Origin of the sequence: Pseudomonas sp. Sample_16 (genome assembly GCF_004307665.1) — a bacterium.
Classification (GTDB): Bacteria; Pseudomonadota; Gammaproteobacteria; order Pseudomonadales; family Pseudomonadaceae; genus Aquipseudomonas.
The window spans coordinates 1-11332 of sequence record NZ_RCOB01000168.1; the positions used below are offsets into that span (position 1 = coordinate 1).

The window sequence follows — 11332 nt, forward strand, 5'->3', positions numbered from 1 at the left end:
ATCCCCCTAACCCACCCCCAATAATTGCACAAGCTAAGACGCCAGGGCCTCCGGTGGCTAAGCCAAGTACAGCAACGCAACCCATCGCAGCCGCACCGCTCGCTATAGTTCCTCCGAAGGTCCCAACAATAATACTTCCAGACAACTTACTACCCTCAACATATTTTGCCTTCCTGCATTCCGTTTCGCGCCCAGTCGTACATGCAGCGTAGATAGAGGCCCCAGCAGCAGTTACACTCAAACCGACACCTAAGTACGTACCCTTTTTCAGGATATTCGAAACTCTCGCCACGCCGCTAATAGTTTCTGCGTAACCTGCTATCACTCCTGAATGTAAATAGCTTTGCTTGGACATCTCAATCATATTTCGTATCGAGCCTTGATTGCGTAAGCCTGAGCCATATTTGGCAAAACCTTTCAGCTGATCATCGAGCTGTTTAAATAACAGCTCGCGCTTCGTCAAGAAATCATTTCGAGCCTGAGCCGTCCCACTTCTAATGTGATAACGATGAGCCGCTTCGATCTCTTCAAGAGTTTGCTTGATACCATCAAGGTGCTTACTCCAAGCACTGCCAACGCTACCTATTCCAATAGATGAATACCCAAGCGCTCTTGTTATGAGTTCATGATTCTCTAATAGAAATCCATCACTTTGCATTCCATTGACCATGAGTGCCAAGTGGATTTCAAAGGCCTTCTTCATGTAGAACGCTTCTTCAGCCGTACACGACGGTGTTGAATTATCACCTACGATTACCAGCTCGCCTGGCAGTACCACCGAATTGACAACATGTGCATTCAACACATCGAATTTTGACATCGAGTTCTTGCCAAGCTGCAAGGTCGATTTCAAATAGGAATAAGGTTGCATTCTTGAATTTATAAAACTATAGGTCTCTGACATGGATGGCACCTCAGCAGTATTTTTTGTTGCTGATGCGATCCCAACCACCCGCCACATTACCTCCGCCAGCACCGTCCGTTCTTTTTTGCTGGATATAGATCGTTTTAATCCGCCCATAATTCAAGCTGATGCTTTCGGTAGGTACACCTTCATTTGCGGCTTGTGCGTAACTTGAAATGATGACTTCTTCCAGCACAACTTCGAAGTACTTCTGCTTCTCGCCTCCAGCGCGATGCAGGGTCAGGACGACTTCTTTTAGATGGTCCCCTGCGCAACTGGCCTCTATGAGCTTGCAACTGGACTTGTCCAGATTCTTGGTGAATGTGAAGTCGCTAACGGTCGTGCGCCCCGATGAGGCACCGCCTGCGGAACTGGAGTAGACGAGGCTTCCTGGTGAGTGCTGAAACTGTACCCGGTAATTTCTATCCAGTCCTTGTGTTGGTCATCAAGCGCTTCGCCTGGAATACCTTCGATTTTGACGTAAGCGTCGAACGCCATGTGACCGTTCCTTGCAGTAGTTGTTTATCAAACTTACAGGAGAGAATTTACGTATTTCGGAACGAGTATTCGCTCATTCGGATATCGTTAAACTGACGATTCGGACCTTTCCTATTTTGTAATGGCTCGCGGGATGTAGGATGTTTCCGGCGTCACTACCTTTTTCTTCGAGGTTGGTGGTGGTTCGGCTGGCGCTATCGCGAGCAGGCTCGCTCCTACATTTGGCGTGCGCGCCCGATAGACATCAGGCGCGCACGTCCATGGGTCAATGCCCCCGCGCCACTCTCATCTAGACTCAATAAGAGGTCGTAGGCAGAACCAAACACGTCGCTTTGGTGCAGGTCATTCAATAGCGGCGTGGCAAGCTGCCTTTTATGCCCAGTCGAGGTGCGGCGAAGACCGTGCCGGGCACAACAAGATGCCCGCTCAGGGTGCCCTGGCCAACGGCCTGAATTGCCACGATACCGTGACGTGGTGTGAGTGCCGCAGCCGACACTTTCGGACGACCGACAGCCATCTGGTTTGTCCGTGACCGTGAGGATTGCTGAATGCCTGATGAGATGTTGCACCTGCCGGTGGTCAACAGTTTGCTGGAGCGCCACAAGGGCTCTGCGGGTGCGCTGTTGCCCATTCTTCATGATATTCAGGAGCGTATTGGGTACGTCCCCGATGTCGCCGTCCCCGAGATTGCCCATGCCCTGAACCTGAGCCAGGCCGAGGTGCGTGGGGTGATCAGTTTTTACCATGACTTCCGTACTGCGCCGCCCGCGCGGCATATCCTGCGGCTGTGCCGGGCCGAGTCGTGCAAGAGCCGTGGCGCCGAGCAGTTGGCGGCGCAGTTGCGTGAGCGTCTGCAACTGGATGACCACGGCAGCAGCGCCGATGGCAGCATCAGTTTGCGGCCGGTGTATTGCCTTGGGGCATGCGCCTGTTCGCCGGCTCTGGAGCTGGATGGCCGGGTGCATGCGCGGCTGAGCGCCGAGCGTCTGGATGCCTTGCTCGACGCTTGCCGGGAGGACGCGTGATGCCGACTCTTTATCTGCCCTGTGATTCGCTGGCCCGTGCTGTGGGTGCCGACGAGGTCTCCACGGCCCTGATCACTCAAGCCCAGGAACGCAATCTGCCGCTGGCGTTGCAGCGCACCAGTTCCCGTGGCCTGTACTGGTTGGAACCGTTGCTGGAAATGGACACCCCGCAAGGTCGTATCGGCTTCGGCCCTTTGACCGCTGACGATGTGCCCTCTGTGCTCGATTCATTAAAAGACGAACCTTCAAAGCATCCACTGGCCTTGGGCCTGGTGGAAAAATTGCCTTATCTGAAGACTCAACAACGCCTGTTGTTCGCCCGCGCCGGCATCACCCGGCCACTGTCGCTGGACGATTACTGTGCCCACGGCGGTTTCGAAGGTTTGAACCGGGCCGTCGCCATCGGCGGCGAGCAAACTGCCACGGCAGTGTTCGACTCAGGCCTGCGTGGCCGTGGCGGCGCGGCTTTCCCCGCCGGGATCAAATGGCGCACGGTGCGTGCGACGGAAGCGGCGCAGAAGTACATCGTGTGCAACGCCGACGAAGGCGACTCCGGCACCTTTGCCGACCGCATGTTGATGGAAGGCGACCCGTTCCTGCTGATCGAAGGCATGGCCATTGCCGGCCTGTGCGTCGGCGCCACTTACGGCTACATCTACGTGCGCTCGGAATATCCGGATGCCGTGGTGACCTTACGCAGCGCACTGGAGATCGCCCGGGCGAACGGTTACCTCGGCGCCAATGTCGGCGGCAGCGGTCAGGCTTTCGATATGGAAGTGCGGGTCGGTGCCGGTGCGTATATCTGCGGTGAGGAAACCGCGCTGCTGGACTCTCTGGAAGGCAAGCGCGGGGTCGTGCGCGCCAAGCCGCCGATTCCGGCGTTGAAGGGCCTGTTCGGTCAGCCGACGCTGGTGCACAACGTGCTGACGTTGGCTTCGGTGCCGCTGATTCTGGCCAAGGGTGCGCAGTTCTATCGCGATTACGGCATGGGCCGTTCCCTGGGCACCATGCCTTTTCAGCTGGCGGGCAATATTCGTCACGGTGGACTGGTGGAACGGGCTTTTGGCCTGACCCTGCGGGAGTTGGTTGAAGATTACGGTGGCGGTACCGCCAGTGGTCGGTCGCTGAAGGCTGCGCAGGTGGGCGGGCCGCTCGGCGCCTGGGTGCCACCGTCGCAATTCGATACGCCGCTGGATTACGAAGCCTTCGCCGCCATTGGCGCGATGCTCGGTCACGGGGGTGTGGTGGTGGCGGACGACACCCTGGACATGGCCCAGATGGCGCGTTTCGCGATGGAGTTCTGCGCCGAGGAATCCTGCGGCAAATGCACGCCATGCCGCATCGGCTCGACTCGCGGTGTCGAGGTGATCGACCGCCTGCTGGCCGCGCCGGACCAGAGCGGTCGCGATGAGCAGGTGATCATCCTCAAGGACCTGTGCGACACGATGCAATACGGTTCGCTGTGCGCCTTGGGCGGCATGGCCCCCTTCCCGGTGGCCAGCGCCCTCAAGTACTTCCCCGCCGACTTCGGCTTGCAGCCCTCGGAGGCCGAGCAATGATCACTCTCTTCGACCCGAAAACCGATATCGATCTGGGCACGCCGGCCCGCGACAGCCAGGTGCAAGTCACCTTGAATATCGACGGTCGCAGCATCAGCGTGCCCGAAGGCACCTCGGTGATGCGCGCCGCTGCAATGCTCGGCACCACCATTCCCAAACTCTGCGCCACCGACAGCCTGGAAGCCTTCGGCTCGTGCCGCATGTGCCTGGTGGAGATCGACGGCATGCGCGGTTACCCGGCGTCCTGCACCACGCCGGTCACTGAAGGCATGAGCGTGCACACCCAGACGCCGAAGCTTGCGACGCTGCGGCGCAATGTCATGGAGTTGTACATCTCCGATCACCCGCTGGACTGCCTGACCTGCTCGGCCAACGGCAATTGCGAGCTGCAAACCGTGGCCGGCCAGGTTGGTCTGCGGGAAGTGCGTTACGGCTATGAAGGCGAGAACCATCTGGAGGACGTGAAGGACACCTCCAACCCCTACTTCGACTATGACCCGAGCAAGTGCATCGTCTGCAACCGCTGCGTGCGCGCCTGCGAAGAAACCCAGGGCACCTTCGCCCTGACGATTACCGGGCGCGGGTTTGAATCCCGGGTGGCCGCTGCCGGTGGGGATAACTTCCTCGATTCGGAATGCGTGTCCTGCGGCGCCTGTGTACAAGCCTGCCCTACTGCGACGCTGATGGAAAAAAGCGTGGTCGAAATGGGCCAGCCCGAACACAGCGTGATCACTACTTGTGCCTATTGCGGCGTGGGCTGCTCGTTCCGCGCCGAGATGAAAGGCGACCAGTTGGTGCGCATGGTTCCGGACAAGAACGGCCAGGCCAACCACGGCCATTCCTGCGTCAAGGGCCGCTTTGCCTGGGGTTACGCGACCCACCCGGATCGCATCACCAAGCCGATGATCCGCAAACACATCAACGACCCGTGGCAGGAAGTCAGCTGGGATGAGGCGGTGACCTACGCCGCCAGCGAATTCCGTCGGTTGCAGCAAAAATACGGCCGCGATTCCATCGGTGGCATCACCTCCAGCCGCTGCACCAACGAAGAAACCTACCTGGTGCAAAAACTGGTGCGCGCCGCGTTCGGCAATAACAACGTCGACACCTGTGCTCGGGTCTGTCACTCGCCGACTGGCTATGGCCTGAAACAAACCCTTGGCGAGTCCGCCGGTACCCAGAGTTTCGATTCGGTGATGCAAGCCGATGTGATCCTGGTGATGGGCGCCAACCCCAGCGACGCCCACCCGGTATTCGCCTCCCAACTCAAGCGTCGCCTGCGTGAAGGCGCACGGCTGATTGTGATCGATCCACGGCGCATTGATCTGGTGGACTCGGTGCATGCCCGCGCCGAGTTGCACTTGGCGCTGCGCCCGGGCACCAACGTCGCCATGCTCAATGCCTTGGCCCACGTGATCGTCACTGAAGGGCTGCTCAATCAGGCCTTCATCGACGCCCGTTGCGAAGACAGCGATTTTGCCAATTGGCGCGAATTCGTCAGCCGCCCGGACAACTCGCCAGAAGTACTGGGCGCCATCTGCGGCGTGCCCGCGGCCGACATTCGTGCCGCAGCGCGCCTGTATGCCACAGGCGGCAACGCGGCGATCTATTACGGCCTGGGGGTGACCGAGCACAGCCAGGGCAGCACCGCGGTGATGGGCATCGCCAACCTGGCCATGGCCACCGGCAACATCGGTCGCGAAGGTGTAGGCGTGAACCCGTTGCGCGGGCAGAACAACGTGCAGGGCTCTTGTGACATGGGCTCGTTCCCCCACGAACTGCCTGGTTACCGGCATGTCTCCAACGTGGAAGTGCGCACCCAGTTCGAACAGGCGTGGAACGTCACCCTGCAACCCGACCCGGGCCTGCGTATCCCCAACATGTTCGAGGCCGCGCTGGGCGGCAGTTTCAAGGGTTTGTATTGCCAGGGCGAGGACATCGCCCAGAGCGATCCGAATACTCAACACGTCACCGCGGCGCTGTCGGCCATGGAATGCGTGGTGGTGCAGGACATTTTCCTCAACGAAACCGCCAAGTTCGCCCACGTGTTCCTGCCGGGCAGTTCGTTCCTGGAAAAAGACGGCACTTTCACCAACGCCGAACGGCGCATTTCGCGGGTGCGCAAAGTCATGGAGCCGTTGGGTGGCAAGGCCGACTGGGAAGGCACTGTGGCGCTGGCCAACGCGTTGGGCTACCCGATGAATTACCGGCATCCGTCAGAAATCATGGATGAAATCGCCAGCCTGACGCCGACCTTCACCAACGTCAGCTACGCCGAACTCGAGCGCCACGGCAGCCTGCAATGGCCATGCAACGCCGCGGCACCTGACGGTACGCCGACCATGCACATCGAGCAGTTCGTGCGCGGCAAGGGGCGCTTCATGCTCACCGGTTATGTGCCTACCGAAGAGAAGGTCAACACGCGTTATCCGCTGCTGCTGACCACCGGGCGCATCCTCAGCCAGTACAACGTCGGCGCCCAGACCCGGCGCACAGAGAACGTTGCCTGGCATGATGAAGACCGCCTGGAAATCCACCCGACCGACGCCGAGAGCCGTGGCATCAACGAAGGTGACTGGGTCGGCATCGGCAGCCGCGCCGGGCAGACGGTGCTGCGTGCGCGGATCACCGAACGGGTTGCGCCGGGCGTGGTGTACACCACGTTCCACTTCCCCGAATCAGGGGCCAACGTGATCACAACCGACAACTCCGACTGGGCCACCAACTGTCCGGAGTACAAGGTTACGGCCGTCGAAGTCAGCCGCGTTTATCACCCTTCGGAGTGGCAAAAACGCTTCCAGGCATTCAGCGACGAACAGGACCGCTTGCTCAAGGACCGCCGCAAGGCCCGTGGCGATAAAGCGGAGGTACGCCGATGAGCACCGACAACCTGATCAAGATGGCCAACCAGATCGCCCAGTACTTCGCCACTCAACCGGACCAGGAGCAGGCCGTGCTCAGTGTGCGTAATCATCTGCAGATGTTCTGGGCGCCGAGCATGCGCAAGGAGTTGTTGGCCTGGCAGACGGAGCATAAGGGCGCGGACTTGCACCCGCTGGTGCAGGCCGCGGTGAGTGGGGCTGGTTGGGAGGCTTAGCCTGCCGATCCCTGGAAATTGACTGCAAAACCTGTGGGAGCGGGCTTGCCCGCGATGAGGCCATCACATTCAACATTAATGTCGACTGGACTGACGCCATCGCGGGCAAGCCCGCTCCCACAGGGGTGGGTTGACCCATTACTTGTCTGCGCCTGTCACACGCACGGCAATTTCAATCGCCCTGACACTGATTGCCGCAAAAATCGCCGTCAGCAGCACGCCATTGAAGCCCAGCAATACTGCCAATAGCCGCGACAACGGCAGTTTCGGCACCAATTCGCCATAGCCGATGGTCAAGCCCGTCACGAAACCGAAATAGATGCCGTCGAACGGATCCCAGCCTTCCAGGTAGCTGATGATCAGGCCGAATATAACGATGACCACCAGCATGGTGGACAGAATCGGCCAGACGATTCGAAGGGAGTAGCCGACGGCTTTGTAGAACTCTCGACGGATGTGCGACGTGTGGATGAGTTTCATGTGCTGGGTTTCCTGGCGGCGGCAGGCGGATTGGCATCCGAACAGCTTGGCACAAGAATCGCCAACCGGAAGCCGGACCAACGGAACGTGGCAGGCGCGTAACAGCGATTAAGCTGCAATGACCCGGCACTGGAAAATCCCCATGTCCAAGCACTTGCTCGCGCCTCTCCTGTTCGCCGTGGCCGTGGCCATCAGCGGTTCGTCCTGCCACGACAGCCGTCAGGACGATCAGGCGCGGCCGTCCGCCAACGAGGCAGCGGCAGGATTATCCCGCCGCAACAACGCATGCCCTCGACCATGCCACGGCCGAGGATGTAGCGCTTAGTTCGCTTCGCTTTCGCGGATCAGTTTCTTGTTGATCTTGCCGACGCTGGTCTTGGGGATTTCGGCGACGAACTTGAACTGCTTGGGGATTGCCCATTTGTTGATACGGCCGCCGTCGACGAAAGCTTGCAAGTGAGTTTCCAGCATCTTGCGATCCAGGTATTGCCCCGGCTCGCTGACGACCATGGCCATGGGACGCTCGCCCCATTGTTCATCGACGATACCCACCACCGCGACCGACATCACCGCCGGGTGTTCACTGATCAGGCTTTCCAGTTCCAGGGAGCTGATCCACTCGCCGCCGGTCTTGATCACGTCCTTGATACGGTCCTTGATTTCCACGCAACCGAGCGTGTCGATGGAGGCCATGTCGCCGGTGTGCAGCCAACCGTTTTCCCAGAGCTCGGCGCCTTTTGCCGGCTCCTTCAGATAGCCTTGGGTCAGCCACGGGGCCCGGACCACGATTTCACCCAGGGATTCGCCGTCGTGGGCGACGTCGTTGCCGTTGGCGTCGATGATTTTCAGGTCGACCATGGGCACCGTCGTGCCGGTCTTGATGCGGATCGGCAACTGCGCTTCGCGTGACAGCGCGAGGTCTTCATCACGCAGGTAAGTCAGGCACAGCAATGGGCAGGTTTCCGACATGCCGTAACCGGCGTGCACATGCATGCCTTTGGCGCTGGCTTCGCTGGCGATGCCGAGGGTCAGGGCACTGCCACCGAGGAGCATTTTCCAGCCGTTGAAACGGGTCGCCTTGCCTTCCTCGCAGTTGAGGATCATCTGCAAAATGGTCGGCACGCAGTGGGAGAACGTGACCTTCTCTTCGCGGTACAAGCGCACCAGGCTATTGGGTTCGTAGCGGCCGGGGTAAACCTGTTTGATGCCCATCAGCGTTGCGACATACGGCACGCCCCACGCATGCACGTGGAACATCGGCGTGATCGGCATGTATACGTCGTCGGAGCGCAGCAGCGGCTGGCCTTGGTACACGCCCAGGGTGCCGACGGCATTCAGGGTATGCAGGACCAATTGGCGATGGGTGAAGTACACGCCTTTCGGGTCGCCGGTGGTGCCGGTGGTGTAGAACAGGGTCGCCACCGAGTTCTCGTCGAAGTCGGGGAAGTCGCATTGGTCGGATGCCTCGGACAGCATGCATTCGTATTCACCCAGCACCGGCAACGAGGTGGCAGTCGCTTCGTCATCGGTGAGTTGCAGGTAGCCTCTTACGGTTTGCAGTCGACCGTGGATTTGTTCGACCAGCGGCAAGAAATCATCATGCACCAGCACCACGTCATCCTCGGCGTGGTTCATGGTGAACAGCACCTGCTCCGGTGACAGGCGAATGTTCACCGTGTGCAGCACCGCGCCGATCATCGGCACGGCGAAGAAGCACTCCAGATAGCGGTGGCTGTCCCAATCGAGCAGCGCCACGGTGTCGCCCGCCTTGACCCCGGCCGCCGTCAACGCATTGGCCAGGCGGCGGATACGCTCGTTGAGCGTCAGGTAGGTGTAGCGCAGTTTGTCGGCGTAGACGATCTCCCGGCCCGGTTCATAGCGCACGCCGGACAGCAGCAATTGCTTGATCAGCAAGGGGTAGGCGTAAGCGCCTTCGGCGGGTGGAATTATTTTTGTCGCCATCATGTCGGGGTTCCTTGTCCTTTCAGAACTGCTCGGCTTGCATCGCAAACAGGCATTCGCTGCCGGCCTTGGCCGATGCGCTCAGCGAGTGGATACGCGGCAGCACGCGGGCAAAGTAGAAGCGCGCGGTGGCCAGTTTGCTGACGTAGAAGTCGTCAGTGGAATGGGTGCTCATGGCCGCCTTGGCCATCCGCGCCCACATATAGGCGTACGCGGTGTAGCCGAACACGTGCAGGTACTCGACCGAGGCCGCGCCGATTTCATTCGGGTTGCTTTGCGCCCGGTCCAGCAGCCATGCGGTGAGTTCATCGAGGGTGTCGACGGCGGCGTTCAGTGGCTGGGTGAACTCCTTGAGATCGGCGCAGGCGTTGGCAGTGAAGTTGCGGATTTCCGAGGCGAACAACCGGTACAGCGCCCCGCCGCTGCCGACGATCTTGCGCCCGGCGAGGTCAAGGGACTGGATGCCGTTGGTGCCTTCATAGATCTGGGTGATGCGCACGTCACGCACCAGTTGCTCCTGGCCCCACTCGCGGATGTAGCCGTGGCCGCCGAACACCATTTGGCCGTGCAAGGTGGTTTCCAGGCCCATGTCGGTGAGGAATGCCTTGGCCACCGGCGTCAGCAGGGCCACCAGTTCCTGGGCGCGGTTACGGGTGGCTTCATCTGCGCTGTATTTGGCGGTGTCCAGTTGCAGGGCCACGTAGCTGGAGAATGCGCGACCGCCTTCGTTCAGCGCTTTCATGGTCAGCAGCATGCGGCGCACATCGGGGTGGACGATGATCGGGTCGGCGGATTTTTCCTTGAATTGCGCCCCGGTCGGTGCACGACTTTGCAGGCGATCACGGGCGTATGTGACGGCGTTCTGGTACGAACGCTCGCCCTGCGCCAGGCCTTGAATGCCCACGCCCAGGCGCTCGTAATTCATCATGGTGAACATCGCTGCCAGGCCTTTGTTCGGTGCGTCGACAATCCAGCCTGTCGCGCCATCGAAGTTCATCACGCACGTGGCGGAAGCCTTGATGCCCATCTTGTGTTCGATGGAACCACAGGACAGCGCGTTGCGTTCGCCCAATGACCCGTCGTCGTTGACCAGCACCTTGGGCACCAGGAACAGCGAGATGCCTTTCGGTCCTGCCGGCGCATCGGGCAGGCGTGCAAGCACCAAATGGATGATGTTCTCGGTCAGGTCGTGGTCGCCGCCGGTGATGAAAATCTTGCTGCCGCTGACCTTGTAGCTGCCGTCAGCCTGCGGCTCGGCGCGGGTGCGGATCAGCCCCAGATCCGTGCCGGCATGGGCTTCGGTCAGACACATCGAACCGGTCCAGGTGCCGGCGTACATGTTCGGCAGGTATTTGGTTTTCAGCGCTTCGCTGGCGTGGGCGTTGATCGACAGGCAGGCACCGGCCGTGAGCATCGGGTACAGACCGAACGACAGGCTGGCTGAGTTGACCATCTCTTCGACCTGCGCCGAAATCGCCTTGGGCATGCCCATGCCGCCGAACTGCGGATCACCGCCGACGCCGACCCAACCACCCTCGGCAAACGCCTGATAGGCCTCGGCGAATCCGTCCGCTGCGCCGACTGCGCCGTTGTTCCAGGTGCAGCCCTGTTCGTCGCTGGCGCGGTTCAACGGCGCCACCACTTCACCACTGATCTTGCCGGCCTCTTCGAGGATCGCGGCAGCGGTTTGTTCATCGATCACGTCGGCCAGGCCAGGCAACTTGGCCCACAGCCGGGATACCTGGAAAACCTCGTTGAGTACGAAGCGCATGTCGCGCAGGGGAGCTTTGTATTCAGACATTGTTGG

General features: G+C 60.1%; 9 protein-coding genes and 1 pseudogene. 4 read left to right on the forward strand and 6 right to left on the reverse strand.

Going from position 1 to position 11332, the window contains the following annotated elements; genetic code table 11:
• The 3 genes and pseudogenes from D8U69_RS21435 to D8U69_RS29520 all read right to left on the reverse strand — a co-directional run.
• Window positions 1-904, reverse strand: a 904-nt coding sequence (locus D8U69_RS21435; protein ID WP_130908083.1) for a hypothetical protein, incomplete at its 3' end; no start/stop codon positions are given.
• A gap of 10 nt (window positions 905-914) precedes the next feature.
• Window positions 915-1402 (reverse strand): annotated as a pseudogene (locus tag D8U69_RS21440) (type VI secretion system tube protein Hcp).
• 346 nt (window positions 1403-1748) lie between these two features.
• Entirely contained in the window at window positions 1749-1919 is a 171-nt protein-coding gene (locus D8U69_RS29520) for a hypothetical protein (protein WP_156386278.1), read from the reverse strand.
• Window positions 1920-1950: 31 nt separating this feature from the next.
• Here D8U69_RS29520 and D8U69_RS21445 point away from each other — a divergent pair, with 31 nt between their 5' ends.
• From D8U69_RS21445 to D8U69_RS21460, 4 genes are read left to right on the forward strand one after another with little or no spacing between them, the layout of a single operon-like run.
• Window positions 1951-2427, forward strand: a complete 477-nt coding sequence (locus D8U69_RS21445) for a formate dehydrogenase subunit gamma (protein WP_056855147.1) — start codon at window positions 1951-1953, stop codon at window positions 2425-2427.
• A complete protein-coding gene (locus D8U69_RS21450; RefSeq protein WP_130908084.1) occupies window positions 2427-3986 on the forward strand; it encodes a formate dehydrogenase beta subunit in 1560 nt (519 codons plus the stop codon). Before D8U69_RS21445 ends, D8U69_RS21450 begins: the two co-directional genes overlap by 1 nt.
• Window positions 3983-6865 carry a formate dehydrogenase subunit alpha gene (gene fdhF, locus D8U69_RS21455; RefSeq protein ID WP_130908085.1) on the forward strand — a complete coding sequence of 961 codons (2883 nt, stop codon included), beginning with the start codon at window positions 3983-3985 and terminating at the stop codon, window positions 6863-6865. The genes D8U69_RS21450 and fdhF overlap by 4 nt, the downstream gene beginning before the upstream one ends.
• The gene (locus tag D8U69_RS21460; RefSeq protein ID WP_056855144.1) at window positions 6862-7083 is read left to right on the forward strand and encodes a formate dehydrogenase subunit delta; all 222 of its coding nucleotides are present in this window, start codon (window positions 6862-6864) and stop codon (window positions 7081-7083) included. Before fdhF ends, D8U69_RS21460 begins: the two co-directional genes overlap by 4 nt.
• 138 nt (window positions 7084-7221) lie before the next feature.
• On the opposite strand, the gene D8U69_RS21470 is transcribed toward D8U69_RS21460, so the two are convergent.
• The 3 genes from D8U69_RS21470 to D8U69_RS21480 all read right to left on the reverse strand — a co-directional run bounded on the left by D8U69_RS21470 (window position 7222) and on the right by D8U69_RS21480 (window position 11326).
• Window positions 7222-7563 carry a potassium channel family protein gene (locus D8U69_RS21470; RefSeq protein WP_130908086.1) on the reverse strand — a complete coding sequence of 114 codons (342 nt, stop codon included), beginning with the start codon at window positions 7561-7563 and terminating at the stop codon, window positions 7222-7224.
• Window positions 7564-7884: 321 nt separating this feature from the next.
• A complete protein-coding gene (locus tag D8U69_RS21475; protein WP_130908087.1) occupies window positions 7885-9528 on the reverse strand; it encodes a fatty acid--CoA ligase in 1644 nt (547 codons plus the stop codon).
• A gap of 19 nt (window positions 9529-9547) precedes the next feature.
• Entirely contained in the window at window positions 9548-11326 is a 1779-nt protein-coding gene (locus D8U69_RS21480; RefSeq protein ID WP_130905224.1) for an acyl-CoA dehydrogenase C-terminal domain-containing protein, read from the reverse strand.
• Between the last annotated feature and the right edge of the window lie 6 nt (window positions 11327-11332).

Bases quoted from the DNA above. Each gene is read 5' to 3' on its own strand.
- D8U69_RS29520 (WP_156386278.1), bottom strand. From the start codon at position 1,919: ATGGCTGTCGGTCGTCCGAAAGTGTCGGCTGCGGCACTCACACCACGT.
- D8U69_RS21445 (WP_056855147.1), top strand. From the start codon at position 1,951: ATGCCTGATGAGATGTTGCACCTGCCGGTGGTCAACAGTTTGCTGGAG.
- D8U69_RS21450 (WP_130908084.1), top strand. From the start codon at position 2,427: ATGCCGACTCTTTATCTGCCCTGTGATTCGCTGGCCCGTGCTGTGGGT.
- fdhF (WP_130908085.1), top strand. From the start codon at position 3,983: ATGATCACTCTCTTCGACCCGAAAACCGATATCGATCTGGGCACGCCG.
- D8U69_RS21460 (WP_056855144.1), top strand. From the start codon at position 6,862: ATGAGCACCGACAACCTGATCAAGATGGCCAACCAGATCGCCCAGTAC.
- D8U69_RS21470 (WP_130908086.1), bottom strand. From the start codon at position 7,563: ATGAAACTCATCCACACGTCGCACATCCGTCGAGAGTTCTACAAAGCC.
- D8U69_RS21475 (WP_130908087.1), bottom strand. From the start codon at position 9,528: ATGATGGCGACAAAAATAATTCCACCCGCCGAAGGCGCTTACGCCTAC.
- D8U69_RS21480 (WP_130905224.1), bottom strand. From the start codon at position 11,326: ATGTCTGAATACAAAGCTCCCCTGCGCGACATGCGCTTCGTACTCAAC.